This window comes from Photobacterium satsumensis, from assembly GCF_050336935.1.
Taxonomy (GTDB): Bacteria; Pseudomonadota; Gammaproteobacteria; order Enterobacterales; family Vibrionaceae; genus Photobacterium; species Photobacterium satsumensis.
This window is the reverse complement of record NZ_JAKJSK010000020.1, coordinates 57,655-83,413: the sequence shown is the minus strand read 5'-3', so window position 1 is coordinate 83,413 and position 25,759 is coordinate 57,655. Positions and strand designations below refer to the sequence as shown.

22 protein-coding genes are annotated in these 25,759 nt (G+C 50.9%); 12 read left to right on the top strand and 10 right to left on the bottom strand.

Annotated elements, in window-relative coordinates:
- Positions 1-177 precede the first annotated feature (177 nt).
- Genes fliJ through L4D79_RS27815 form a run of 8 tightly spaced genes read right to left on the bottom strand, consistent with a single transcriptional unit; the run spans position 178 to position 8,300 of the window.
- Positions 178-606, bottom strand: a complete 429-nt coding sequence (gene fliJ, locus L4D79_RS27850; protein WP_428656677.1) for a flagellar export protein FliJ — start codon at positions 604-606, stop codon at positions 178-180.
- Positions 599-1,939: a flagellar protein export ATPase FliI gene (gene fliI, locus L4D79_RS27845; protein ID WP_428656674.1), complete on the bottom strand. Its 1,341-nt coding sequence runs from the start codon at positions 1,937-1,939 to the stop codon at positions 599-601. Before fliI ends, fliJ begins: the two co-directional genes overlap by 8 nt.
- Positions 1,936-2,934: a flagellar assembly protein FliH gene (gene fliH / locus L4D79_RS27840; protein ID WP_428656671.1), complete on the bottom strand. Its 999-nt coding sequence runs from the start codon at positions 2,932-2,934 to the stop codon at positions 1,936-1,938. Before fliH ends, fliI begins: the two co-directional genes overlap by 4 nt.
- A gap of 2 nt (positions 2,935-2,936) precedes the next feature.
- Positions 2,937-3,968: a FliG C-terminal domain-containing protein gene (locus L4D79_RS27835; RefSeq protein ID WP_428656668.1), complete on the bottom strand. Its 1,032-nt coding sequence runs from the start codon at positions 3,966-3,968 to the stop codon at positions 2,937-2,939.
- Positions 3,955-5,709 (bottom strand): flagellar basal-body MS-ring/collar protein FliF, encoded by a 1,755-nt coding sequence (gene fliF / locus L4D79_RS27830; protein ID WP_428656665.1) that lies wholly within the window; start codon positions 5,707-5,709, stop codon positions 3,955-3,957. Before fliF ends, L4D79_RS27835 begins: the two co-directional genes overlap by 14 nt.
- A 10-nt stretch (positions 5,710-5,719) precedes the next feature.
- Positions 5,720-6,052, bottom strand: coding sequence for a flagellar hook-basal body complex protein FliE (gene fliE / locus L4D79_RS27825; protein WP_428656662.1), 333 nt, complete (start codon positions 6,050-6,052; stop codon positions 5,720-5,722).
- Between the two features lie 17 nt (positions 6,053-6,069).
- Positions 6,070-7,437: a sigma-54-dependent transcriptional regulator gene (locus L4D79_RS27820; protein ID WP_428656659.1), complete on the bottom strand. Its 1,368-nt coding sequence runs from the start codon at positions 7,435-7,437 to the stop codon at positions 6,070-6,072.
- Positions 7,434-8,300, bottom strand: a complete 867-nt coding sequence (locus L4D79_RS27815; RefSeq protein WP_428656657.1) for a MotY family protein — start codon at positions 8,298-8,300, stop codon at positions 7,434-7,436. Before L4D79_RS27815 ends, L4D79_RS27820 begins: the two co-directional genes overlap by 4 nt.
- A 591-nt stretch (positions 8,301-8,891) precedes the next feature.
- On the opposite strand from L4D79_RS27815, the gene L4D79_RS27810 reads away from it, so the two are divergent.
- From L4D79_RS27810 to L4D79_RS27775, 8 genes are all read left to right on the top strand, one after another.
- Entirely contained in the window at positions 8,892-9,821 is a 930-nt protein-coding gene (locus L4D79_RS27810; RefSeq protein ID WP_428656655.1) for a FliM/FliN family flagellar motor switch protein, read from the top strand.
- A gap of 2 nt (positions 9,822-9,823) precedes the next feature.
- Positions 9,824-10,207: a flagellar motor switch protein FliN gene (gene fliN / locus L4D79_RS27805; RefSeq protein ID WP_428656652.1), complete on the top strand. Its 384-nt coding sequence runs from the start codon at positions 9,824-9,826 to the stop codon at positions 10,205-10,207.
- A gap of 40 nt (positions 10,208-10,247) precedes the next feature.
- Positions 10,248-10,964, top strand: coding sequence for a flagellar type III secretion system pore protein FliP (fliP, locus tag L4D79_RS27800; RefSeq protein ID WP_428656687.1), 717 nt, complete (start codon positions 10,248-10,250; stop codon positions 10,962-10,964).
- On the top strand, positions 10,964-11,233 hold the full coding sequence (gene fliQ, locus L4D79_RS27795; RefSeq protein WP_255041012.1) for a flagellar biosynthesis protein FliQ: 270 nt from the start codon (positions 10,964-10,966) through the stop codon (positions 11,231-11,233). Before fliP ends, fliQ begins: the two co-directional genes overlap by 1 nt.
- Positions 11,220-12,011, top strand: a complete 792-nt coding sequence (gene fliR, locus L4D79_RS27790) for a flagellar biosynthetic protein FliR (RefSeq protein ID WP_428656648.1) — start codon at positions 11,220-11,222, stop codon at positions 12,009-12,011. The genes fliQ and fliR overlap by 14 nt, the downstream gene beginning before the upstream one ends.
- Position 12,012: 1 nt before the next feature.
- Positions 12,013-13,152, top strand: coding sequence for a flagellar biosynthesis protein FlhB (gene flhB / locus L4D79_RS27785; RefSeq protein ID WP_428656645.1), 1,140 nt, complete (start codon positions 12,013-12,015; stop codon positions 13,150-13,152).
- A gap of 79 nt (positions 13,153-13,231) precedes the next feature.
- Positions 13,232-15,328, top strand: coding sequence for a flagellar biosynthesis protein FlhA (flhA, locus tag L4D79_RS27780; protein ID WP_428656643.1), 2,097 nt, complete (start codon positions 13,232-13,234; stop codon positions 15,326-15,328).
- A gap of 329 nt (positions 15,329-15,657) precedes the next feature.
- Entirely contained in the window at positions 15,658-17,412 is a 1,755-nt protein-coding gene (locus L4D79_RS27775) for a formate--tetrahydrofolate ligase (RefSeq protein ID WP_428656641.1), read from the top strand.
- 74 nt (positions 17,413-17,486) lie between these two features.
- Here the strand turns inward: L4D79_RS27775 and L4D79_RS27770 are convergent, their stop codons facing one another.
- Both L4D79_RS27770 and L4D79_RS27765 read right to left on the bottom strand, forming a co-directional pair.
- The gene (locus L4D79_RS27770) at positions 17,487-18,737 is read right to left on the bottom strand and encodes a NupC/NupG family nucleoside CNT transporter (RefSeq protein ID WP_428656639.1); all 1,251 of its coding nucleotides are present in this window, start codon (positions 18,735-18,737) and stop codon (positions 17,487-17,489) included.
- Positions 18,738-19,126: 389 nt separating this feature from the next.
- Entirely contained in the window at positions 19,127-19,780 is a 654-nt protein-coding gene (locus L4D79_RS27765; RefSeq protein WP_428656637.1) for a hypothetical protein, read from the bottom strand.
- A 307-nt stretch (positions 19,781-20,087) separates the two neighbouring features.
- Here L4D79_RS27765 and L4D79_RS27760 point away from each other — a divergent pair, with 307 nt between their 5' ends.
- The 4 genes from L4D79_RS27760 (at position 20,088) to L4D79_RS27745 (ending at position 25,735) form a co-directional block, all read left to right on the top strand.
- Positions 20,088-20,588 (top strand): YfbU family protein, encoded by a 501-nt coding sequence (locus L4D79_RS27760; protein ID WP_428656634.1) that lies wholly within the window; start codon positions 20,088-20,090, stop codon positions 20,586-20,588.
- A 260-nt stretch (positions 20,589-20,848) separates the two neighbouring features.
- Positions 20,849-22,117 (top strand): ABC transporter substrate-binding protein, encoded by a 1,269-nt coding sequence (locus L4D79_RS27755; RefSeq protein ID WP_428656632.1) that lies wholly within the window; start codon positions 20,849-20,851, stop codon positions 22,115-22,117.
- Positions 22,114-24,477 carry an ATP-binding protein gene (locus L4D79_RS27750; RefSeq protein ID WP_428656629.1) on the top strand — a complete coding sequence of 788 codons (2,364 nt, stop codon included), beginning with the start codon at positions 22,114-22,116 and terminating at the stop codon, positions 24,475-24,477. Before L4D79_RS27755 ends, L4D79_RS27750 begins: the two co-directional genes overlap by 4 nt.
- Entirely contained in the window at positions 24,464-25,735 is a 1,272-nt protein-coding gene (locus tag L4D79_RS27745; protein ID WP_428656626.1) for a sigma-54-dependent transcriptional regulator, read from the top strand. Before L4D79_RS27750 ends, L4D79_RS27745 begins: the two co-directional genes overlap by 14 nt.
- The last annotated feature ends 24 nt before the right edge of the window (positions 25,736-25,759 follow it).

Here is a 25,759-nt window from a genome sequence, read left to right as displayed (position 1 = left end):
CCCCCCCCCCCCGCAATCAAGTGCCTCGTCTCTATCCCTTTTCCCTCTCGCTGATAGGCCAGAATATTACTGAATTTGATATTACCTTCCCTCATCGACTCTTCTGCCAGTTTAACGCCATAAAAAACGCCACAGTGACGACTGTGGCGTTGATGCAGGTTTGGCTAAGCTGATGAATTAGAAAATGGGGCGAATAAACCGTTGCATGGCCATCTCGTCCATCAGCTTCTGCTCACTCTTGGCCGCAAGCTTGACGTGCTGCTGACGGCGCTTCTCTATCACGCTCTCCAAACTTTTGACCTTCACATGCTGCTGGACAACGTGCTGCTTTAGGCCCGCCTGCTCTGCCTGGGATAATGCGAGTGTTTGGGTTTGGATTTCAGTCAGGTGCTTGAGGTGATCACGGATAGCAAAGCGATTAGTCCATGCCAACGCCGTTTCTCCCGCTACCACCTGACAAGAATCGTAAAGCGCATCCAGCTGCTCCAGTTTCTCGAGGTGACTGGCACAGTCTTGCTGCTTCTTCTGATATTGCTGGCCCAGCTTTTCCAACTCGCCCTGCCTGATCTGACGAAACCGATCCAGTGCCTTTGATTGTTTAGCCAAGGTTTAGCTCCTGTATCAATTGGCTCATTTGGCCATTCACCGTTTCCCAGTCCGCTTGTTCATCCATTTCTTGCTGCAAGAAAGCCACCAACTTGGGGTGGGCCAGTACCGCTTGATCCATATCCGGATCATTACCCGGCTGATACCCCCCTAGGGGGATCAACTCGCGGACTTCCTGATAACGACTGTAAAGCTGCTTGAAGCGCATGGCATGACGAAGTTGATCCTTGCTGACAACCTGCGGCATGGTACGCGAGATAGATTGAGAGATATCAATGGCCGGATAATGCCCGGCTTCAGCCAACTGGCGATTCAGCACCACATGACCATCGAGAATGGCCCGGGCACTGTCGGCGATGGGATCTTGCTGGTCGTCCCCTTCAGTGAGCACCGTATAGATGGCACTCATACTGCCTTCTTCCGAGGCGCTGTTACCTGCCCGCTCAACCAGTTGCGGCAACATACTGAATACCGAGGGTGGATAACCTTTAGTGGCTGGCGGCTCACCCAGCGCAAGGGCTATCTCACGCTGCGCCATCGCAAAACGGGTTAAGGAATCCATCAGCAACAACACATCCTTGCCCTGATCACGGTAATATTCCGCAACCCGATGGCAAAGCTGAGAAGCACGCAAGCGCATCAATGGGGATTCATCCGCCGGAGCGGCAATCACCACAGCACGAGCCAGACCTTCGGGACCGAGTGAGTGTTCAATGAACTCCTTCACTTCTCGTCCACGCTCACCAATCAAGCCGACAACAACAACATCGGCACTGGTCTGGCGGGTGATCATCCCCAATAAAACACTTTTACCTACCCCGCTACCGGCAAAAAGGCCAATCCGCTGACCTTTGCCCAGCGTCAATAAACTGTTGATGGCCCGGATCCCCACATCCAGCGCACCATCAATCGGCCGCCGTGACATTGGGTTAATGTTCTCAGCATCTAGGCTGATATCATCTTGCCCGCCAACGGGCCCCAATCGATCCAAAGGAGCACCAAGGCCATTAAGCACCCTACCAAGCCATTGCGGGCCGATACGGATTTGACTCTCGCCCTCAAGCGGCCAAACCTTGGCACCGGAGAATAAACCCGCGGCATGACTGACAGGCATCAAGTAGGCGACTTCACGATTAAACCCCACGGTCTGCGCTTCAATCTTGGTGCCATTTCCGGTCTCCACCAAACATCGCTGCCCGGTGAGCAGGCGGCAGCCCACCGCTTCTAACATCAATCCGGTGACTTTCACCAACCGCCCGGTGACTTTCGCCACCGGGACAACGTCGAGTGAGGCCAGTGCTTGTTCTAGCCGGTAATCGATTATGTTACTCATGATGCCTGCTTGATCGCCCCATCACTTTCCTTGGCAAAGGCTTTTGTCGGGCTACCTGCCATGTTGCCTTGAGTGTCACTATCAGTATTACCCTCAAGCACGACTTGCTCATCAAGCAGATGGCCTTTTACCGCAGACATACAGGTGTCAAGACGCTGCTCACAGCCAGCATCAGCTTCAGCATTATTCGTTACGACTCGACACTCACCCTGACGTAGCGTGCTATCACAGACAATGTTCCAGTCCGCTATTTTGTCTCTGGCTACTTTTTCAAGGTGGGTAAACTCCTCACTGGCCATTTTGACTTTCAAGCCCACAGGTTCACCGGGCAGGCTCTCGAGTGTTTCTTCAACCAGAGCCAGAATCTGCTGGGGCTGGAGAGCCAGCTCACAACGGATCACCTGCTGGGCGACTTTCTGTACCAGTTCGCACACCTGTTCACGCTGGCGCCGTTCGTGCGTGGCGAACAACTCAGCGGTCTGCTGATGCAGTTGGGCAAACGGCTTCGCCGCGTCGACAAACTGTGCTTTGCCTTCCTGAATACCCTGCACCATCCCTTGCTCGCGACCTTGCAACACTCCTTGTTCAAAGCCTTGCTGCTGGCCTTGCTCGATACCTTGCAGCAACCCTTCTTCGTGGCCACGGGTCACCCCCTGCTGAAATCCTTGGTTAAACTGGACTTGAAAATCTTCGGGCGAAGCTGGCGTTTCAGAAACATCATCAAGCAACGACTCTCCTTCCATACCAGCCATCACGCGGGCATCCTCATTCAGCTCATCGAGGCCAAAATCATCCATCGCCAAGTTATCAAAACCCAGGTCATCATCCAGAAACCCATCATCTAGGCCGTTGTTAATCCCTTCGCTAAGTTCCAGCCCGGCCTGATGACGAGCAGGCACGGCCTGCGCTAGACTGGACGGATCAATCAGCGGTGGAAATCTATGACTGCGAAACTGGCTTGCTTGCAAGCGCATGATTTTATTTCGTCTAAACATCTCTATTCCACCGTCGTATCTTGATATAGCTGCAGGCTAATTACTTTGGATTCATTCAGTTCACGCACGTAATCCATGATTTCAGAACGGGCTTCTTGTACCTGACGAAGTGACACTTTACCAAGCTGGGCAATCTCTCCCTCCATCGACTGCTGCATACGACGTGGCAGGATGGTAAGCAATGACTTACGCAGAGCCGGCTCGGCCCCTTTCAATGCCATTGCCAGCAGATCGGTGGGGATCTCTTCGAGAATACGCAGGCGAACCGCTTCCGGTTGGCGAATAAGAATAGAGAATTCATACATCTTGTTCTTGAGCCGCTCGGCCAGTTCCGTGTCATGCTCCTCAAGGGCAGTCATCAAGCTCATTTGATCACCGGTGAAACGGTTGATGATGTCGGCAACCTGCTTCTCACCTTCAATAACCGCCCCTGAATTTTCCGCCAGGAATTCGATACAGCGATCGACGAGATCCTGAAGTTCCACCGCGACGTCACGGCTCACTTCTGTCAACACCGCAATTCGGCGCAAGACATCCTTCTGCTCATCCAGGGACAGCTCAACCAGAACCTGGGAAGCGATCTCCGGAGGCAAGAAGGCAATGAAGACGGCCTGCATCTGAATATGCTCGTTCATCAAGAACTTGGCGAGTTGCTTGGGTTCAATCCACTGCAACCTCTGCATCGAGGTACGGATTTCATCGCCGTAAATGGTATCCAGTAAATTACGGGCTAAGCGGCCACCCAACGCCTTGTCTAGGGTGCGCTGCAAGAAAGGACGCGATGCTCCGCTGATCCCCGACTGGGCCCGGAACTCTTCAAAAAAGCCCTGCAATACAAAGCGCGCTTCAATACTACGGATAGCCGGTTGCTGGGCCATGGCATGGCTGACTTTAAGCAGCTCATCCCGTGACATATGGCGCATGACCTGAGAGGCTGATTCTTCGCCCATGCTGAGCAGCAAAATCGCGGTTTGCTCCATTGGATCCAGCAGTACATCACCGTCTGCCAAATGGCTAAAATTACTGAGACTCATTGCTATTCACCCACTTCTTGATAACTTCTGCGACACGCTCTGGTTCTACTTCAGTCAATTTCTGCAAGTGCTTCACCTGAACCTCCAATTCGGATCCTGGGGGTGGCAGCGTCGATAAATCAAAATCAGCTTCCCCGGTAGGCTGTGAGGCACTTTCCTCGGTAACCATGCCACCTTGGGCAATAGAGTCTAATAGCGCATCAGCCAGATCCTGCTCACTACCGGCCGACGAATTGATACTCACAGGCTTGAATTCACTAACAGGCTCGACCGCCGGTACCTCCCCGCTAGGCATCACCTCAGCACCAGCAGCTACGGGAGCCAATGCCGTGGACACCGGTGCCGAACGTTGCAATGCTTTAACGAGTGGGCGTAACACAAGGAAAATGAATGACAAACCAAGCAGAGTGAAGGCGCCATATTTGGCAAGCAACAACAATTGCTGATCATGCCACCACGGGGTATCAAGCGGCGCCGTCTCTACCGCACGGGCAAAATTAAATGCATGCAGGCTGAATTGATCTCCACGCTCAGCAACATATCCTACAGAATCTTTAACCATTTGAGCGACTTGCTCCAATTGTGCTTGTTGCCAACCTTGTTCATGAACATCATCGTTAAGCAACACAGAAACAGATAACATTTCGATCCCGCCTTGGGCATGGCGGGTATGGCGAACCTTGCGGCCCACATCGTATTGACGGCTGAGTTCAGCACGTTCATTACGTGTTTCATTATTTGTTGGACCTTCTTCCCCCGTCGGTTGATTACTCAGTGCACCGGGGATCCCCATCGCCAACTGGCCTAGGGTATTATCTTGCTTGGTGAATTCAGTACGCAGTACAGGATCGGTATCGACAGACTCATGAGTCTCCTCGATTTGGTCGAAATTGAGCGTCGCCGCGACCTGTACCCGGAAGTTACCGACACCCAACAATGGCGCTAGCATATCGCCGGCACGGCGCACAATGTCACGCTCCACCCGCTGCTGAAGCTCATGGAATCGCACATTAACCTGTGACTGCTGGCCCATCGCTAAGTCAGCACTCAACAAATTGCCGTACTGATCGACCACAGATACCGCTTCGACCGCCATACCGGTAATGCTACCACTGACCAAATTGACAATGGCTTCCACCTGAGGTTGATCAAGCTGCATCCCCGGCTCCAGCTCCAGCATTACCGCAGCCGATGGCTTCTCTTCATTAATACCCACGAACAAGGTACGGTTCGGGATGGCCAAATGTACTCTGGCGTGATTCACTGAGCGGATCGCCAGTATAGTGCGTGCCAACTCGCCTTCCAGTCCCTGGCGGTAGCGGGCATTTTCAATAAACTGGCTGGTACCAAGGCCCGAGCTACGATCAAGAATTTCCAACCCTTCCGGTAACTTGGCCTTTACACCACGAGCAGCAAGGATGATCCTGGCATCCGCCAAACGATTTGACGGCACCATGATTTGGCCTGATTCACTTTCCAACTGGAACTGAATTTTTTCCTGCTCCAGTACCGATAGGATCTCACTGTTATCGTAGCGCTCCTGTGTGCCATAAAGGGGCTTGTACGGACTCGCCTGCGTCCACATCACCACCACAATAAATAGCGACACCATCACCGCCAGCGCCGTGATCAAGGCGGCGTTCTTGTACTTTCCATCCAACCGATGTTGGATTTTTTCTATATATGACAGCCACTTGCTTGGCCGTGCCTGTCCTGGGTTTTCAGCTACTGTTGTACTCATTTTCTTCTCACTACAGAGGCATCTTCAGCACATCGTCATAGGCAGCCAGGATCTTATTCCTTACCTGTGTCAATGCTGAAAAAGAAATACTGGCTTTCTGGCTAGCGACCATCGCACCAACCAAATCATCCGAACGACCGGCATCCACATCCGCCGTCAATTGGTGGGCATGGTGCTGCTGGTTATCAATCCGACGCACTGCTTGTTGCATGGCAACCTGGAAGTTACCCGTTGGCGGGTGCGAAACATTGACCGCGACCTGAGTACCTGTTTGAGCCTGTTCGCGCATAACAGCCATACGCTGCAGCATCTCGCTCTGCATCATTGAGGTTTGATTCGACATAATGTCCGTCCTTCTCCTTAAGCCGCTGTGCCGGATTGGTGAATATAAGAATCAATGTTGATCCCTTGTTCGCGCATAGCCGCAATCTTGTATCGCAACGCGCGGGTCGACATACCCAGAGCTTCGGCGGTATGGTTGCGCTTGCCATTGAAGCGAGCGAGGGTTTCAAGGATAAATTGATGCTCGGCGTTCTTACGGCTTTGCTTGAGAGCTTGCTTGGCATCTTCAACCACCTCGGTAATCGCCCCTTCTACCATGGTGCTCAACATATCGTTCAGCATCAGATCTTGTGCCGTGATCCAGTGCCCATGCCGCATTACCAATGCTCGTTGGATAGTGTTCTCCAACTCTCGAATATTGCCCGGCCAGCTATAACTCAGCAGTACCTGCTGCGCTTCTTCCGACAAACTGCAAGAGTCAGTACATCCCGCATTGAGTTTGCGGACAAAGTGCTCGGCCAAAGGCAAGATATCTTCTTTGCGATCTCGCAATGGCGGCCATTGCAAAGGAAGCACATCCAAGCGGTAATAAAGATCTTGGCGAAAACGCCGTTCAGCAACCGCCTGCTGCAAATCAACATTGGTCGCAGCAATAATGCGGATATCCAAAGCCACCGAGCGGTGGCTACCTAGGCGTTCAACCTGACGCTCCTGCAGTACCCGCAGCAATTTAGCCTGCAGGGCCGGCGGCATCTCGCCAATTTCATCCAACAGCAGGGTGCCACCATTTGCTTCTTCAAACTTACCGGCTTGGCTTTGGGTTGCGCCGGTGAACGCCCCTTTGGTATGGCCGAATAGCACGGCTTCCAACATGCTTTCAGGAATAGCGGCACAGTTAATAGCAACAAATGGCCCTTCACTGCGTGGCGAGTGGTCGTGAACATAACGCGCCAACACTTCCTTGCCGGTGCCCGACTCGCCCGTGACCAACACCGTGGCATCCGTCTGAGCAGCTCGGTGGGCCATTTGTAGCACTTGCAAGCTACGACGGCTGGTTGCCACCACTTCACGCTTTGGCGATTGCACCGTCTGGCTTCGCTTCATTAGCGCGGTAATTTGATCTGGCTGGTATGGCTGCAATAGATAGTCATCGGCACCAGCCTGCATGGCATCGCTGGCCAGTTTGCTTTGCTGATAATCAACAATCGCGACCACCGTCCCCTTTGTGACCATTTGCTTGGCGCAGCGGATTGTCGACAGCATATCCATATCTGTTAGGTTATCAGCCACGAATAACAAGCTATCAGGTTGTTGACGCAATTTCGCCAAGGCGTCCGTTGCGGTAGAGGCATTACGCACCGTGTAACCTTCCGCACTCAACACTTTTATCGCAGCCGCCGCTTGAATAAGGCAACGGTGAGCAAAAATCACTTCACTGAATGTCATGCCCCCTCCTTGACCAATCGAAGCTGTACCCGGCGGTTACGCTGATTAGCATTTTCACTCGTGCCTTGATAATCGGGATAACGCTGACCATGGGCGCGAAGTTGGATCAGATCGCGACGGATACCCAGTGCAACCAGCTCGTCAGCAACCGCTTCAGCACGCTGTCGCGACAGCCATAAATTATCCAGAGCAGCGCCCTTTAAGTCGGTATGGCCGTCAATCAGTAGTGCACTAATCCCTTTGTCGTAGCGAATATAACGGGCAATGTCACTCAGCACCTTTCTTTGCTCTGCATTCACCCGACTTTCACTACTGGCAAACAGGAAGGTATTATCTTTCGCTTGCTCATATCCCACTGGTAGCATCTGTGCCAAACATGATTTGAACGCTTGATAAGACGGGGTAAAGCTGACCGCCGGAATATCCCAGCGTTTTGTTTCTTGGTGCTGGTTATAACTGACCGAGATCTGCCCCCAGGCGCCTTTTTCCATCTTATTGAGCAGATAGTGGAGCGATTCCGTTCCTTCAAAAGTCAGCCCATGCTGGCCATTCTCTTGGCCTTGTAGCAGTTCACGCAGAGGCTTATTTTGCTCCCACGGCGAATAATTGACGCTTAACGATACCTTATCGACAAAATAAGGTCGTTGGCTACTAGTAAAGGAAACCAAATATGGCTGAGCTGAGTTTGCAATAAACGCAACACTGCCATCGAACTTAAGTTCCTTTGTTAATTTGCAAGAAAAGCGATCTCCTGAGAATTGCCAATCTACTTTATCTAACGGCGCAATAATGGGTTTTGCTTGTGCACTGGTTGATAAAAAAACTAACAAAGAAAGCACTGCGGTTGATTTGATTGCTTTCATATTAAACAAATTGCCTAACTGGTAATATTTATTTCACTCCCGTATAACAAATCAACGAGAATAAGAATGCTTGCAAGCGTATCTTTATTAATATTCAGCATGATTATATGCAACGCGACACACTTATTATTATATTTGTCAATAAAGCAAGACATTGTGGATGGATATTAGGCAGCATTTAATTGATTTACTAGACAGATATTAGCGCTATTTATTTCGCTTGGCTTAAGATCACAGTTTAATATTTGGTTACAAATAGGAAAAATAAACATCCCAGACACAAACAACACAGAACCAACCCAGAAAGTTAACAACAACAAAACAAAACAGCCGAAAAAACATGCACTCACGCACACTTTCAAGACAAGCGATATTTTACACCCATTGATATATAAAATGATTTTGTGATCTTGATTCATCGAATAATTGAAATTTCATTTAAAAAATTTAATTTGCAGGGTTTTGACATTTATTTATAAGCATTTGAACTATTGGGCTAATGCTGTTAGAAATAATCGCCTTAACGATACAAGCAAATAATTGAGCTTATTAAGCAGTTAAAGTTTAACTTTTATATCTTCGGGATTATTAATGAAACCGAGCATTAGCAAGAATAAAATCAAACCGAGGAATATACATAGCTCTAAAAATGTATTTCCTATCGACATTCGTTCATTAGGAAGACCATTAAATGCTGCTCAGCAGTCTTTATCTCCCTATATTTATCAATCGGTAAAAGTACTGGAACAAACGCTAAACAACATAACCCGGAGAACCGACTGTCATGTAAAGCTTCTCAGCTATGGCTTGGAAGTTAGCTACCAGGAAATTAAAGATAGAGAGCCTATTTGCTTTACCCATAATCAATTTGATGGCCAGTGTCTTGTCAGTATTTCACAGCCAATGATCCACCTTATTGCCGAAGCGTTCTATGGTGGCACGCCACGCTTTTCTTTACAGGGTAAAACCGACCCAAGTGATATTGCGGGTACAGCGGTAGACTCCTTGGCTGAGGAAGAGAACACGAGTGGGAAGCCAATGAATGCCAGTGAAAAACGCGTTCAAGCCAGACTTGCCGCGACCCTACTGAACCAAATCAGTCATCAATGGCAGGTATCAACCGAGCAACCGAGATTTAGTAATGGTGTGCTGCATGCCAAATTCGCTATCCAAATTGAAGATAGCCATGGCGAAATCCATCTCCATCTCGATGATGATCTCCTGCTTCAACTGACCGCGAAGGATGTTGTCACGCAGGTCGAACCGGCGAAAATTGCGAGCTTGAGGGAAATGCACCTCAAACAGGTTCCCCTTCGCCTCAATGCGGTACTTAGCCGCCAAACCCTGACATTAGATCAAGTCATAAGCTTGAATGTTGGCGACATCATCTCTACCGAAATCCAAGAAGTTATCGATGTTCACGCAGGTACGCTACCGCTTTATCAGGCCCATGTCGTAGAGCGCAATGGCCACCTTGTACTGCAAGTTATCGACAACATTACTCCTCAGGAGCGACACTGACTATGAACGAACAAAATATCCAACATCTGCTTGATGGCGATCTGAATATCGATGCCGATGTCGCAGATATCTTCGATACCCCTGCAGCATCAGAAACCCTCGACAAGAAAGCAAACACTTCGCAGGCACCGCGCGATCTTGGCTTTTTCCGCCAAATCCCCGTGACCGTCACTTTGGAAGTCGCGAGCACTGACATTGCATTGGGTGAGCTACTGACTGTCGGCCCAAATTCAGTTATTGAACTGGACAAACTCAATGGCGAGCCGCTGGATGTCAAGGTCAACGGGCGCTTACTGGGCCATGCCGAAGTCGTGGTGATTAACGACAAATATGGCCTGCGCCTCACCGACATTGCCGAAGATGCATTGCATGACGTTACCGCATAAAAAAAATAGGCCTAACTGGCTAAAACTCCTTCCCCTTGTGATGCTGATGCTTGGCTTTTCCAGCCAGGCATTGGCCGATCAGGGGATCGCTTTCATGTCGGTATTTGACGGTGAAAGCAATCAGGAATATTCGGTTAAGGTACAGATTTTACTGCTGATGACGGCGCTGAGTTTTTTGCCATCGATGCTATTGATGATGACCAGCTTCACCCGCATTATCGTGGTACTGGCGATCCTCCGCCAAGCTCTGGGCTTACAGCAAAGTCCACCGAACCGAATTCTGATCGGGATTGGCCTCACCTTGACCATGCTGCTGATGAAACCCGTTTGGGATCCGATCTATACCGATGCCTACGAACCTTATGACCGCGGTGAGATCACGCTTCAGCAGGCGGTCGCCACCGCAGAGAAGCCTGTTCGGGCCTTTATGCTGGCACAGACCTATGAGAACTCGCTCGAGCAAATGTTACGTATTGCCGGCGATCCGCTCGACCTCGAACCGGAAGAGATCAGCTTTGCGGTATTGATGCCGGCTTTTGTTCTCAGTGAACTGCGAACCGCTTTCCAGATCGGCTTCATGCTGTTCATTCCGTTTTTGATCATCGATATCGTGGTCGCCAGTGTATTGATGGCCATGGGTATGATGATGCTGTCACCCCTTATCATCTCGCTACCGTTTAAGCTGATGGTGTTTGTGATGGTGGATGGCTGGACCATGACGGTCGGTAGCCTGACAGCCAGCTTTGGAGGCTTGTGATGGGGATTGAAGCAACCGCGAGCCTGTATGCCGATGCCATCTATATGATTATTTCCATGGTTGTCATCTTAATTGGCCCAAGCCTGCTGGTTGGTCTGTTGGTCGCTATTTTTCAGGCGACTACCCAGATCAATGAACAGACGATGAGTTTTCTACCTAGGCTACTCACCACGCTGTTGATGCTGATTTTTGCTGGGCCTTGGTTGCTGCGTAACATCAGTGATTTTTTCACCACCCTTTTCCATACGATCGCCAATGTCGTTAGCTGATAGTTTGGTTAACCTCACCTTTGCCGAAATCACAGCGATGGCTGGCCAGTTATGGTGGCCATTTTTTCGTATATCGGCCGCCTTCATGACCATGCCATTTATCGGTAATGCGCATATCAACAACCGCACCCGGCTGTTGTTGGCGTTGTCGATCACTTTGGTATGCGCCCCACTACTGCCACCAATGCCAGCGGTTGATCCCGTTTCTCTCAATGCTGTGGTACTGGCTGGGGAGCAAATCATTATCGGCGCCCTGCTCGGTATGTGTTTGCAGTTCTTGTTTGCGGCCATGGCGATGGTCGGTCAAATCATGTCGATGCAGATGGGCTTGGGGATGGCGATGATGAATGACCCAGCCAACGGGGTAACCGTCGCCCTGCTGGGTAACTACTTTTTAATGTTTACCACCTTGCTGTTTCTGGCGTTGGATGGCCACCTTGTGGCAGTGGACATCGTGGTCCAGAGCTTCGGTCGCTACCCGGTCGGAGGCGGTTTCGATGACGTCTCTTTTGCCCGCTTGATTGACTTGTTTAGCTGGATGATGACCGCAGCGGTAACCATCGCCCTGCCGACGATTGCCGCCATGCTTACCGTCAACCTGACATTCGGGGTAATGAACCGTGCCGCTCCTTCGTTGAACGTGTTTGCCTTGGGCTTCCCGATGTCAATGATGCTAGGGCTGTGTGCCGTCTTGCTATCCACCTCTGGTCTGCCGGGGATCTATGCCGAGCTTTGCCACCAGATCTTGGCCGAGATGCGCCTGATGGGAGGAAACTAACATGTCTCAACAACAGAGTAGCCAAGACAAAAGCGAAAAACCCAGCCCCCAGAAACTGCGCAAAGCCAAACGCGAAGGACAGGTTGCCCGTTCGAAAGAATTCGTCGTTGGGGTACTGTTTATCACCATAGCCCTGTTCCTTTGGGCCTATGGCCATTTCCTCGGCGAGCAAGCAGAGAAGCTGTTTACCATAAACTACCAACTCAGTGCCGCCGAACTGAAAGAGCCCGATATCATGACCCGCAAGCTCGCTGAGAGCGTACGCCTACTGGCCGGTATCTTTGTCCCGATGGCGATGGTCTTGATCATCATGACCATTCTCGCCTCCATGGTCCCGGGCGGTTGGGTGATGTCACTCAAACCTATCCAGCCCAAACTCAACAAAATCAGTCCGCTTGCCGGTCTCAAGCGGCTTTTTTCTATCAAATCACTGGTTGAACTGGTCAAGTCCATCCTCAAGATAGCCTTGCTATCAACCGTGTTGTACGTCCTGCTCGATAACAACCTCAGCACCCTGATTGCCGCACAGCGCGCTCCTTTTGAGCAAGGTATGGGGATCACTCTCAGCCACATTATCAAAGCCCTGATTTATTTCGGTATCGTCGTGCTGCTGATCGGTCTGATCGATATGCCCTACCAGCTGTGGAACCATACCAAAGAGCTGAAGATGACCAAGCAGGAAGTAAAAGACGAACACAAAAACAGCGAAGGCCGCCCAGAGGTGAAACAACGGATCCGTCAAATTCAGCAACAGATGTCACGCCGGCGGATAGATAACTCGGTCCCAACAGCCGATGTCATCCTGACCAACCCGACCCACTATGCCGTTGCACTCAAATATGATCTCAGCCGATCCGGCGCGCCTTTTGTGGTTGCCAAAGGCGAAGACGAATTAGCATTTCGAATAAAAGCCATTGCCAAACAGCACAACATCGAAGTAATGAACCTGCCACCGCTGACGCGGGCAATCTACTTCAATACTCGGGTAGACCAAGAAATCCCGGGGCCGCTGTTTGTTGCCGTGGCTCATGTACTGACGTACGTGATGCAGCTAAGAGCGTATAAAGAGGGGAGAAATGACAAACCTCAGCCACTGCCGAGTTTTGCTATCCCCAAGCACTTATTGACAAAAAATAGCTAACAGAAAACCTGTAACGCCCTGATTATTCTCAACCAACGATTACAACAACAAGCAACGTCAACTTTGAGCTAGAAGTCCTATGAAAGCGAAACTGCAACAACTGTTTCCGAACCTCTCCACCAGCTACTTTGGGATCCCCATTATGCTGCTGGCGATCCTTGCCATGGTCATCTTACCCTTGCCGCCGTGGCTGCTCGATGCCCTGTTCATCTTCAATATTGTACTGGCCGTCATTGTGTTGCTGGTTGCGGTATCCAGCAAACGACCGCTGGACTTTTCGGTGTTCCCGACCATCTTGTTGGTCGCCACCTTGATGCGCCTCACCCTCAATGTCGCCTCTACCCGCGTGGTGTTGCTTAATGGTCACCTCGGCGGTGACTCTGCCGGTAAGGTGATCCAAGCTTTTGGTGATGTGGTTGTCGGTGGCAACTACTTCGTGGGTATTGTGGTATTCGTCATCCTGATGATCATCAACTTCGTGGTGATCACCAAAGGTGGCGAGCGTATCTCGGAAGTCTCTGCCCGCTTTACCCTTGATGCCCTGCCGGGTAAACAGATGGCCATTGATGCCGACTTGAACGCCGGCCTCATTGACCAGAACCAAGCCAGAACCCGCCGTGAAGAAGTCGCCCGCGAAGCTGATTTCTACGGCTCAATGGATGGTGCGTCCAAATTTGTCCGTGGTGATGCCATTGCCGGATTGATGATTCTGGTCATCAATATCTTGGGTGGTATTACCATCGGTATGGTACAGCATGACCTGGCCGCCAGTGAGGCATTCCAGCGCTTCGCCCTGCTCACCATCGGTGATGGCTTGGTCGCCCAGATCCCATCCTTGCTACTGGCAACGGCTGCCGCCATTATTGTTACCCGGGTCAACGACAGTGGCGATCTCTCTGTCGATGTCCACCGCCAGATGCTGGCTTCCACGACAACCCTGTTTACCGCCTCGGCCATCATGCTGATCATTGGCTTGGTGCCGGGTATGCCGCATTTTGCGTTCTTCATCTTTGCCGCTGTTTTAGCTTATGCCGGTTGGAAACAAAGACGGATTGAAAACGATCCCGAGCCTCTCGAACAGGCTGAGGCCGTTGCCGAAGCCATTGCTCAAGACAATACCCCGTCCCTTGGCTGGCATGATGTCCCTGTCGTCAACCCTATCGCTCTCGAGCTGGGCTACCGCTTGGTTAACCTGGTCGATAAAAATCAGGGTGAGCCGCTCGCACAGCGTATTCGAGGAGTGAGAAAGACCATTACCGAGCAGGTTGGCTTCTTGATCCCGGAAATCGCCATTCGAGATAACCTCAAGCTCAAGCCAACCCAATACTCACTGCTGTTGCACGGTGAGGTTATCGCGCAGGGCGAAATCGATCCCGAACGCCTGATGGCCCTTGCCGTCGGTGAAGTCTATGGCCAACTCGATGGGGTACTCGGTAAAGATCCAGCCTACAACCTCGATGCTGTCTGGATTGAGCCTGCCAACAAACCCCAAGCGCTTAATCAGGGCTATTCCGTGGTTGACGGAGCAACCGTGGTTGCCACTCACCTGAGCAAAATCATCAAAGAGCATTTGGCTGAGCTATTTAGCCACGATGATGTAGAGCGCCTGATGGAGCGCCTTGGTGGCACGGCCCCAAAACTGATGGAAGCACTGACCAGCCAATTGAACCACCAGCAGCAGATGCGGGTATTCCGCCAGCTTTTGGTCGATCAAGTCCCTATCAAAGACATCGCCAATATCGCCTCAATCATGGTTGAAAGCAGTGAAGTCACCAAAGATCCGATCCTGATCGCTGCCGATGTCCGCTGTGGTCTCAAGCGCTCGTTGACCAATAGCCTGGTTGGCTCAGGCAAGGATTTCAATATCTACACCCTGAGTGACAACCTTGAAAAAATGCTGCTAACATCGCTGGGTAAGGCCCAGCAAAATGGTGGCCAGACCTCGCTCGATAGCTTCCCGGTCGAGCCAACCCTATTGGCCCAGTTGCAGCAGAATATGCCAGCGGTCAAAGAGCAGCTGAAACAAAACGGCTTCAAGCCAATCTTATTGGTCACACCACAACTAAGGCCGTTACTGGCCCGCTATGCCCGTACTTTTGCCAAAGGCTTGGTCGTGCTTTCGTACAACGAAATTCCAGAAGACAAAAACATCAATGTCCTTGGCCATTTGGGCTAAGCACCGCATTGCTCTCTGGACTGGATACGCCTTGTATCCAGTCCTTGACAGGGGCTAAATTAATCCAGCTCCAATGAGACGAAAATGCGCCCTATATACAAAAAAGTAACACTGCATTTTATCTTATTCATCAAAGACTTCTGAACAACAACGCATTACCCGTGCAACATCCCCATAAAGATTAACCAATCTCGTGACATAACTATCCGTATTTATCGCTTTACCCGTGATAAAATTATGGTATAAATCCAACGCAAACGATTGCGCAACTCGGAAAACCTAGTTGCGCGATATATATCAAGTTACCGAATGCGAGGTTATGGTCGCCCATGAAAAGTGATATTGAAATTTGCCGCGATACATCGCTCACTCCGATTGATCTCATCGCTCTGCAGGCTGGCCTGCTACCTGAAGATCTGACTCCGCAAGGCACGTTGAAAGCCAAGGTAAAGCCTTCAGCCCTAAAACGCCTAGCCGACAAGGAAGAAGGTAAGCTGGTTGTCGTCACCGCTATCACGCCAACCCCACTGGGTGAAGGTAAAACTGTCACCACTATCGGTCTTGCCCAAGGTCTGGCAAAAATCAACCAGTCAGTAATGGCTTGTATCCGCCAGCCTTCTATGGGCCCGGTATTTGGTGTTAAGGGTGGTGCTGCCGGTGGCGGTTTCAGCCAAGTAGCGCCAATGGAAAAACTCAACCTGCACCTGACCGGTGATATCCATGCAGTGACCGCAGCCCATAACCTTGCAGCGGCGGCTATTGATGCCCGTGTGTACCACGAAGAGCGCCACGGCTACGAAGGCTTTAGCGAAAAAACCGGTATGCCAGCATTGCGTATCGATTTAAACCGTATCGTCTGGCGACGCGTAATGGACCACAATGACCGTGCCCTGCGCATGATCACTGTCGGTCAGAACGAACCGGGCAAAACCATCAACGGCGTTGAGCGTGAAGACGGTTTTGATATCTCGGCTGCCTCTGAGCTGATGGCTATTCTTGCCCTGTCAAAGGATCTTGCTGATATGCGCCAGCGTATCGGACGCGTGGTACTGGCCTATGATCTGGACGGTAAGCCAGTAACCGCAGAAGATCTGCAGGTTGCCGGTGCGATGGCGGTGACGATGGTGGAAGCGATTGAGCCAACCATGATGCAAACGCTGGAAGGGGTACCGACACTGATCCATGCCGGTCCTTTTGCCAACATTGCCCACGGTAACTCATCTATCATTGCCGACCGTATTGCGCTTAAGCTTGCTGACTACACCATTACCGAAGGTGGGTTCGGCTCGGATATGGGCTTTGAGAAAGCCTGTAACATCAAGGCGCAGCAAGCGGGCCGAGGACCAGATTGTGCCGTTGTTGTTGCGACTCTGCGTGGCCTGAAAGCCAACTCAGGCCTGTATGACCTACGTCCGGGCCAAGCCCTGCCACCAGCTATCTTCGAAGAAGACGGCAAAGCGTTAGTTGCCGGTTTCGATAACCTGAAATGGCATATCAATAATGCCGCCAAATACGGTGTACCTGTCGTGGTTGCCATCAACCGTTTCCCGCAAGACACGGATGCGGAGCTGGTACAGCTGAAAGAGATGGTTGAAGCCGAGCAGTTCGCGACCCACGTCGATGTAGCGATCAGCGAAGCCTTCGGCAAAGGCGGTGAAGGTGCAATTGAACTGGCCGAGGCCGTCACTCGCGCCTGTGAAACACCCGCCAACTTCAAACCGCTTTACGACTTGTCACAGACTTTGGAAGAAAAGCTGATGACGGTTGCTGAAGTCGGCTACGGCTGTCGTGGTGTCGAGCTCTCAGAGCTGGCCAAAGAACAACTTGCCCAATTCAAAGCCCAGGGTTATGACAACCTAGCCTTATGCATGGCGAAAACGCCACTGTCTATCAGCCACGATCCAAGCCAGAAAGGCGCACCGAGTGACTTTATTGTACCGGTTCGTGAATTGAAGCTGTGTGCCGGTGCCGGTTTTGTCTACGCCTTGTGCGGTAATGTGATGACCATGCCAGGCCTTCCGGAAAAACCTGCCTACCTTGGACTGGATATCGATGCTGACGGCAATATCATCGGCTTGAGCTAACCGGACAGCCTTGAACGAGCTAACCTGTATCGAACAAAAACGCCAGCTTATGCTGGCGTTTTTGTTTGTCCGGCTTACACCAAACTGATAAATAGCCCTGCTACCGTCGCATTAAGCAGGTTAGCCAAGGTCGCCGCGACCAAAGAGCGCACACCCAACGTTGCGATTTCATGGTAACGGCTTGGCGCCATCACCCCGATACTCCCCAACATCACGGCAATAGAGCCAAAGTTGGCAAAGCCACATAGCGCAAAGGCAATAATCGCCTCAACCCGCGGCTCCAGTACGCCACTGGCAATCATGGGGGCAAGCTGCGAAAAAGCCACAAACTCATTGATGGTGGTTTTGGTACCGAAAATAACCGCCATCTGCTGGGCTGAATCGAAATCCCAAATCCCCGCCATAAAAGCAAACGGTAAGAACAGGTAACCAAATACCATATCCAGGCTCAGCTCAGGCATCCCAAACCAGCCACCAAGACCTGATAGCATGCCGTTGAACAACGCGATCAGGCCGACAAAAGCCAACAGCATAGCGCCAATATTCAAGGCAACCTGCATCCCCTGTGCAGCACCTTGCGCTGCAGCATCAATGACATTCGCGGGACGCTGCTGCTCCGACTCAGGCTCCTCCACACACGCAGCGGCATCCTCGGTTTCCGGGATCATTAGCTTGGCCATCATCAAACCGGCTGGGGCAGCCATAAACGAGGCAGCCAGCAGGTATTCAAGCGGGATCCCCATTTGGGCATAACCGACCAATACCGAACCGGCCACCGATGCCATGCCACCGACCATCACGGCAAACAGTTGCGAGCGGGTCATGGTTGGCAGGTATGGACGAATAGTCAGCGGCGCCTCAGAAATACCCAGGAAGATATTGGCTGTAGCAGATATCGATTCCGGACGGCTCGTGCCGAGCACACGGGACAATGCACGACCCAGTGTATTCACGATCAATTGCATGATGCCAAGGTAATAAAGCACTGATACCAAAGCCGAGAAAAACACCACCACCGGCAGCACCCGTAGGGCGAGGACAAAACCATTGCCGCCGAATAGTTCGAACATCTTGTCAGACACCAAGCCGCCGAACAGGAAACCGATCCCGTGGTTGCTGTAACTGATCACGAGCTGTACACCAGCGGAAAAGTCAGACAGAGCCTCACGCCCAATCTTGCTGTATAACACAATGGCAGCAAACCCCATCTGGATTGCCAATGCGCCTAGCACTGTACGCCAATTAATACGGTCACGTTGTTCAGAAAGGAAATAAGCCAAAACAATCAGCAGTAGAATACCGATCAGACTGGATAGAAGTTGCATAAATATACTCATAGAAACAATCAGGCAGTGCCGCACCCTGAACCGCGCTGTCCAGAGCTGTTCGTTGTTCAAAACAAGCCGATCCAAAGTGCTTGGGGCGCTACCTAGGTACACCTCTGCCTAAAGAAAAAACCTCAGGCACCAAATGCACTCGATTTCCCTCTGCTTTGAATCCTTGCCTCCTGGCGGCATTTCGTTCGTATGAATGAAGAAAACGGGGATTCTCGCGCAATATGCGAGTGGGCACGGTAAAACCGTGCAGAAAAACGCGCGCAGCGTAGCACTATTGTGATCAAGTTCAAGCAATCCCGAACCAAGTGCTAGTAAATACGGCAAAGCGGGGGAATTAACGTCATTTCCATCGGGTTTGCCAACCTAACAAGGAAAATCTATTGACCGAGATAATCATTATCATGGAAGGTTCTGACCCACTGTGGTTGGTAGACCACCAGCAACGTGATAGCCATCCCGTTGAGTAATGCTTCGGGAAACAGTAACAGGGGAGTCAGTACCAAATAGTTGTCGACAATGTAATGCCAACTATAGAGGCCGCTAAACCACACCACACCACCGTTGAGCAATTGGTGCGCTGCAATGGTTAATGCACCGTTAAGAAAAGCCGCAACAAAGATATACACAAATAGATGGCGAGCAAGGTAACAATACGTCAGACGAAACAAGCAATAACTCAGCCAAGCAGGGAAAATGACGGATACCGCGAGATAAATCCCGATATCCGCAATCGGTAACCAGCCGAATCCTGCTAGCAACAACGACGGAATTACCCCCAGCAAGGCGGCAATCCGCCAACCATGGCACAATGCCAACGTGGTTAATGCCAAAAAATGTACTTGTAACCCATCGGCTAATCCAGCCTTGAGGCTCCAGAGCAGAAAAAGCACTAACATACTGGCCAATACCCAGTGCTGGTAGTCCTTCTCGGCCCGAAACTTGGGCCAGAACTCCCTCGGAAAGCCCAGTACCAGTATCACTGCTGTAGCCACAAAACCTGCTAATTGAACCCCACTCAACACACCTGACATCCTTGCCTCTACTCCTTGCCCTCATCCTCTGGCACTGACCATCAGGAGGACTGACTCATGCCGATCTAAGCATAACGTCAATAGCGTGCCTCAAAACAATCATCTCAACCCAACAAACCCCAAAATACATGTAATAATTAGGGACATAGTTAATTATATCGCCTATTCACCGTGGCTTTGGATAGACTTTATACAATTAGTAATTTTTAACAAAAAAAAGTTAGCAAGACGTAACCAGATCAATTTTTTTTCGTTTTATCCTGTTAACCTCAATGCCAGCTCAATAAAAAATTTAAGGCCTATCATTATGGAAATGACCAACGCGCAACGCCTGATCCTATCTAACCAATATTACTTGATGTCTAAGCTCACGCCTGAGAACGAAACCAAGTACCGCCGCCTGCAGACGATTGTAGAACGTGGTTACGGCCTGCAAATGCGTGAACTGGACAAAGAGTTTGGTGACCTGCCCGAAGACAATTGCCGTGAAATCATCGACTTCATGGAAATGCACCACGCAATGCAAGAGTCTTACAAAATGCTGTCTGACGACAACCAGAACCAGGTTGATCAGCGCCGCCTTCAATTCCTAGGCTTTGATGCCGCCTCTGAAGCGCAGCATGTCCACTATGTGCGCTTCCTAACAGAGGAAGAGGGCCTGTACCCACAATTCGACAAAACCGAGCACATGTTTAACAGTCAGGTACCTATGCTGGAAAAATACCAACGTATGCTACGCACATGGCGCAATTGCCCACGTCAGTACCACTTGTCTACCGCTGAAATCCAACAGGTACTGAACGCTTAACCTGACGACGCTTTATTCCCCAAGCCGGAGCCTTTTGCTCCGGCTTGTTCTTTCTGCCACTTGACATCCCCTCTCCCATAGTAAAAATGTGAGCCCGACCATTAAACGCTCGCAACTTGTGTCAACTTTGACCCTTAGCCTGTATTAAACGTGGTAAAAGCGATAAACCACTAATAATTCAAATTATTAGCCCGTGATTGCACTACTCTTGGTGCCGTTTTCCCTGTATACAAAGAAACATTCTGGTTAGTTGATCTCCGATGATGAAACTTCTCTATGCCGTCATATTCCTTTTCTCAATCTCTAGTTGGGCCAAACCAACAGATCAACTGATCATCCTGACCACGTTTACCGTTGAGTCGCTACAACCCATTTTGAAGCAGTTTCAGCAACAATACCCGGAAGTCCACTTCACGATACTCCACCGCAGAGAAACCTCCGGCCTACGCCTGCTCAGCCATGAAGACCATGACATCGACATCGTGATTTCCTCTTCGCGGTCACTGTTTGCACCGCTGGTTGACGAAGATCGCTTATTGCCACTCAACGCATTGAATTTCGATTCGACGTTTCAGCAGCAACGTTTTATGCAAGACTCCATCGCCAATGTCGCTATCTTCGGCTATTCCGGTTACGGGCTGATGTGGAACCAGGACTACATCAAGAAGCATAAACTGCCCGTACCAAACAAGTGGGAAAGCCTCGCCGACCCGCGCTACTTCCGTCACCTGGTGATGAGCAGCCCGGCCCGATCCGGCACAACGCATATCATGGTCGAGAACATCCTCCAGCATTATGGTTGGAAGAACGGTTGGCAGTTACTGCTGCAAATCGGAGGTAACCTATCGTCGATCTCGGCCCGCAGCTATGGCGTCAAGGACAGTATTGCCCGCGGATTGGCCGGTATTGGCCCGATCATTGACAGCTATGCCCATGAAAGCCAAAAACTGTTCCCCTTTATCAGTTTTGCCTACCAGCCCAAAAGCCCGCTGATGCCAAGCTATGTCGCCGCGGTGAAAAACATCAACCAAGCAAGGCGAAGCATTGAATTTATTGAGTTTTTGCTCTCAGACAAGATCCAGCAAACCTTGTCGACCAGCTCACTCAACAAGTATGCCTTGCACCAGACCATGGCCCAGCCATTCGATGTCACCTCGATTGACCACGAACTTATGGAGGAGCGTTCCATCTTGGTCAAGCAGCTGTTTGAGCAGAGCATCAACCGCCAGCTTATCCGCCTTAACCAGGCCTGGCAGCTGATCCACAAGGTCAAGCAGCTCACACCGCTGACACCGGAAGAACAGCGTCAGTACAACTTGGCGATCAAGCTGGCCTCAACACCACCGATATCCGAAGCCCAGTCACGTAATCCTCAGTTACGAAACGCGGTTACCATGTCGAGAACCGACATGCACACAGCGCACCTCATCAAGGAATGGCGTACCTTGATGACCGAGCAACTCGATCTGGCCATCAGCATCTGTGAGCGGTTGCTCGATAACCACAAGCTGAGAGGTCAAGTCGAATGAGGTTAGGCAATACCATTGGCAATCGCCTTATTGCATCGATTGCTTTCATGGCGTTCCTCACCATCAGTGTCAGCCTGATCGCCATCGTCAACTGGGAAAGTCTGGACGATCAAATCCAGACTATGGTCGAGAAAAATATGCCTACCCTGCGTGCCAGTTACCAGCTGGAACGCAACACTGCCGGCCTGCAAGCGGCGCTGAATTTGCTCAGCAACAATACCGATCCGATCCTCCATGCGGATCTGAAGCAAAATATCAACAACAAGCTGGCCAAGATCAACGCGGCTATCGTGCAGACCGCCAGCCTAAAATTCCACTCCGCGATCAAGAGCGAACACGACACCCTATTCAATGACATCAATGCCTATGCTGATCTGCTTTACCAGCGCAATACCCATCTTTATGTGCTGGCACAAACCGAAAGCAACATCAAATGGCTTCACCAAGACATGGTTGACGAGCTTACTCCCATCCGTCAGGAGGTGGAGTGGCAGCTGACCCGAATGCTGCCCAATGCCTTGGTATCAAGCACCATCAACGAAGTCATGACCGAGTTCTCTCTGTTGCAGGCCATCACCGTCAAGGAAAATGAGCTGCATCAGCTGGTCCAAGAAATCATCTTGCAGCGACAGGAAAGGGATATTGGCAACGCCTTCTATTTCATTGGTTACAAAACCGAAGAAATCAGCCAAATGAGCCAAAGCTTGAGCCACTATTCCTCGACCGTCTCCTACCGTCAGTTGCTCAATGAGCTAATTGCCTTGGTCGAGCCCGGCGGGATCCTAGAAAAACAACTGCTGCGGGACTACCAGCTCTACCAGCAAATCACAGGGTACCAAGACAAAATCCAGGCCCAACTGGCTTATCAGGAAGAGCTTATCCTGACGATGGTGGAACAAGAAGATGCCTCACTCAATGTACTGAATGAGAAAACCCGTCAGGCGATTTCCATCAGCAACCTGATCTTGTTCGGCACCATGGTGATCACCTTGTTCCTGTCGGTGATGCTGTCGATTTACTTGGTCGGCCAAGGCATCGTCAAACGCTTGAACCTCCTATCCCAAGATCTCATGGCAGTAGCCAACAACCAACTAGACGCCCAAATCCAAGTTTCCGGCAATGACGAGATCGGCCAGCTGGGCGATAACCTCCGTCACTTCTGCCGCCAAATGCAGGAAATGCAGCAGAGCAATGCCCTGAACCTGATCAACAACACTCAAGCCAGCATCATTACCTGCAACCTGGAAGGTATTATCGAGTCGGTCAACCCCAGTGCCCTGAGCCTGTTCGACAATATTGAAATGCCACAAAACCGATCGATTTGGGAGCTTTTCAGCCCGACCATGCATGCCCGGTTGCAGTCATTATTTACCGAGGCCAGCCCGCTATTTAATTTGGGGGGCTGTAACCTGACCTTGAAGCAAAAGAAGCTCGACCAAGAAAACCTCTATTTGCGCTTGGACTTCCGCCTGTTCCAGCAAGGCCAGAAAGAAAAGGTGATCATCACCATGACCGATATCACCGAGCAGGAAAAAGCGGCCCGCTGGCTGGAAAAAATGGTAAGGGAAAAAACCCACTCGCTCACCACCCGCAACCGCCAGTTAAAACTGGAAATCGAAGATCGCAAACGGGTGGAAGATGACTTGCGCGAGACTCAGGACGAGTTGATCCAAGCCGCGAAGATGGCGGTAGTCGGCCAGACTATGACTTCGCTGGCCCATGAGCTGAACCAACCACTCTCGGCTATATCCACCCACATTTTCACGGCCAAGCTGGCATTGGATAAACAACGGCTGGATCAGCTACCGGCTTCGCTGGAGAAAGTAGAAAGCCTTGCAGCCCGGATGGGGCGGATCATCGCGAGTCTGAAAAGCTTCTCCAAGAAACAATCATCTGACAACCCCATGAAGCAGGTAGAGATCAACGCTTCGATCAAGCAAGCGATGATGATTGTCGAAAGCCGGGCCAAGGTGCAGCAAACGGAGATCCGCAACCAACTCACCGCTTCATGTTATTGCTACGCCGATCAGATCCAGCTCGAGCAGGTCTTGGTCAACCTGCTTGTTAATAGCTGTGATGCCGTCGCCGGTTGCGAACAGCGCATCATTACCCTCGAATCCCTTGATTGCCAGGCCGGTCGATGTTGCCTAGCTGTCAGCGATAGCGGCAATGGATTTGCCGCCGAAATCATCGAAAAACTCTTTATACCATTTACAACAACAAAAGAGGTGGGACTGGGGCTTGGCCTGAGTATCTGCCGTTCAATCATGAACCGCCTTGATGGTGATATTTTCCTAGCCTCGAACCTGCAAGGTGGTGCCATGGTCGTGTTGGAGCTTAAAAATTATGATAATGAATAATGATATCGAAGTACTAATTATTGATGATGACCAGGACGTGTTGGATTCATATCAGCAACTGCTTGAAATGTCAGGTTTTAAAGTCAAAGCCATTACAGACCCAACACTTGCGACTACCTTATTGCACAAAAACTGGCCCGGTGTTGTGGTAACCGACATGTATATGCCGGGGCTCAGCGGGATGGATTTGCTGGAATATATCAAAAACCTTGATCCCGAACTGCCCGTCATCATGATCACGGGACACGGTGACATCCCGATGGCCGTCGATGCCGTCAAGCGCGGCGCACTCGACTTTTTACAGAAACCGCTGCAGCCCGCGGAGTTGTTGGAACTGCTCGGCAAGCACCTTCCAACCAGGAAAGCCGTCATCGAGCAGCGCGAGGCCATCGGCCAATCGACCAACGACGTGCTACTGGGAGACAGCCCACTGGTGGTTAAGATCCGTGAAAAGGTCACCCAGATAGCCCTGACGTCGAAAGATGTCCTGGTTGAAGGTGAAAACGGCACAGGCCGCCATACGGTGACCAAGCTGCTGCACCAACACAGCCAGATGAACAAAGGGCCGTTCGTTGCCACCCTGGGCGGCAACATCACCTGCACCGCCGACCTGCAACGGGCGATGATTTCTGCCCGCAGCGGCAGCATCAGCCTAAGCGAACCCCAGAGTATGCCATTGGAAACCCAACAATGGCTGTGCCGTTTCTTGCTCGAGCAAGAGCGTCAAAATAAAAAGGAAGTCCGGGTATTGGCAATTACGGGTGCCAACCCTGAGGCATTGGTCGAGCAGGAAATCTTGCTGCCCGAGCTGTTTTACTTCCTGAGCCAAGTGCGCTTCCAGCTGCCACCTCTACGTCAGCGAGTCAGCGATATCGCCCCACTGTTCAAGTACTTCCTGAAACAGAGCTGCCAGAAGCTCCACAAAGCGGTACCCGCTATCGACAAGGCCTATATCAACACGCTAAACCGCCACGAGTGGAGTGGGAATGTCCTTGAGCTGAAGAACGTGGCCGAGCTGTACGCGATTGGCATTGTAAAACTGGCCGGGCAGGACCGAACCAAACCGCTGGAGCATATGAGCAGCCCGCTTGATGATCTGGTCGACAGCTACGAGAAGCAGGTAATTGAGGATGCACTGTATCTATTTGCAGGCCGGATCAACGATGTCTCCAACTATCTCCAGATCCCGCGTAAAAAATTGTACCTTAGGATGAAAAAACACAACCTGGATAAAGCAGAATACAAGGCCAGGGGCTAGTCCTTTATCCATGAGCAAGCATTA

Bases quoted from the DNA above. Each gene is read 5' to 3' on its own strand.
- L4D79_RS27750 (WP_428656629.1), top strand. From the start codon at position 22,114: ATGAGGTTAGGCAATACCATTGGCAATCGCCTTATTGCATCGATTGCT.
- flhB (WP_428656645.1), top strand. From the start codon at position 12,013: ATGTCTCAACAACAGAGTAGCCAAGACAAAAGCGAAAAACCCAGCCCC.
- L4D79_RS27815 (WP_428656657.1), bottom strand. From the start codon at position 8,300: ATGAAAGCAATCAAATCAACCGCAGTGCTTTCTTTGTTAGTTTTTTTA.
- fliI (WP_428656674.1), bottom strand. From the start codon at position 1,939: ATGAGTAACATAATCGATTACCGGCTAGAACAAGCACTGGCCTCACTC.
- L4D79_RS27755 (WP_428656632.1), top strand. From the start codon at position 20,849: ATGATGAAACTTCTCTATGCCGTCATATTCCTTTTCTCAATCTCTAGT.
- fliE (WP_428656662.1), bottom strand. From the start codon at position 6,052: ATGTCGAATCAAACCTCAATGATGCAGAGCGAGATGCTGCAGCGTATG.
- fliF (WP_428656665.1), bottom strand. From the start codon at position 5,709: ATGAGTACAACAGTAGCTGAAAACCCAGGACAGGCACGGCCAAGCAAG.
- L4D79_RS27775 (WP_428656641.1), top strand. From the start codon at position 15,658: ATGAAAAGTGATATTGAAATTTGCCGCGATACATCGCTCACTCCGATT.
- fliH (WP_428656671.1), bottom strand. From the start codon at position 2,934: ATGTTTAGACGAAATAAAATCATGCGCTTGCAAGCAAGCCAGTTTCGC.
- L4D79_RS27760 (WP_428656634.1), top strand. From the start codon at position 20,088: ATGGAAATGACCAACGCGCAACGCCTGATCCTATCTAACCAATATTAC.
- fliP (WP_428656687.1), top strand. From the start codon at position 10,248: ATGCTGATGCTTGGCTTTTCCAGCCAGGCATTGGCCGATCAGGGGATC.
- L4D79_RS27745 (WP_428656626.1), top strand. From the start codon at position 24,464: ATGATAATGAATAATGATATCGAAGTACTAATTATTGATGATGACCAG.
- L4D79_RS27820 (WP_428656659.1), bottom strand. From the start codon at position 7,437: ATGACATTCAGTGAAGTGATTTTTGCTCACCGTTGCCTTATTCAAGCG.
- fliN (WP_428656652.1), top strand. From the start codon at position 9,824: ATGAACGAACAAAATATCCAACATCTGCTTGATGGCGATCTGAATATC.
- fliR (WP_428656648.1), top strand. From the start codon at position 11,220: ATGTCGTTAGCTGATAGTTTGGTTAACCTCACCTTTGCCGAAATCACA.
- fliQ (WP_255041012.1), top strand. From the start codon at position 10,964: ATGGGGATTGAAGCAACCGCGAGCCTGTATGCCGATGCCATCTATATG.
- L4D79_RS27835 (WP_428656668.1), bottom strand. From the start codon at position 3,968: ATGAGTCTCAGTAATTTTAGCCATTTGGCAGACGGTGATGTACTGCTG.
- L4D79_RS27810 (WP_428656655.1), top strand. From the start codon at position 8,892: ATGAAACCGAGCATTAGCAAGAATAAAATCAAACCGAGGAATATACAT.
- L4D79_RS27765 (WP_428656637.1), bottom strand. From the start codon at position 19,780: ATGTCAGGTGTGTTGAGTGGGGTTCAATTAGCAGGTTTTGTGGCTACA.
- L4D79_RS27770 (WP_428656639.1), bottom strand. From the start codon at position 18,737: ATGCAACTTCTATCCAGTCTGATCGGTATTCTACTGCTGATTGTTTTG.
- flhA (WP_428656643.1), top strand. From the start codon at position 13,232: ATGAAAGCGAAACTGCAACAACTGTTTCCGAACCTCTCCACCAGCTAC.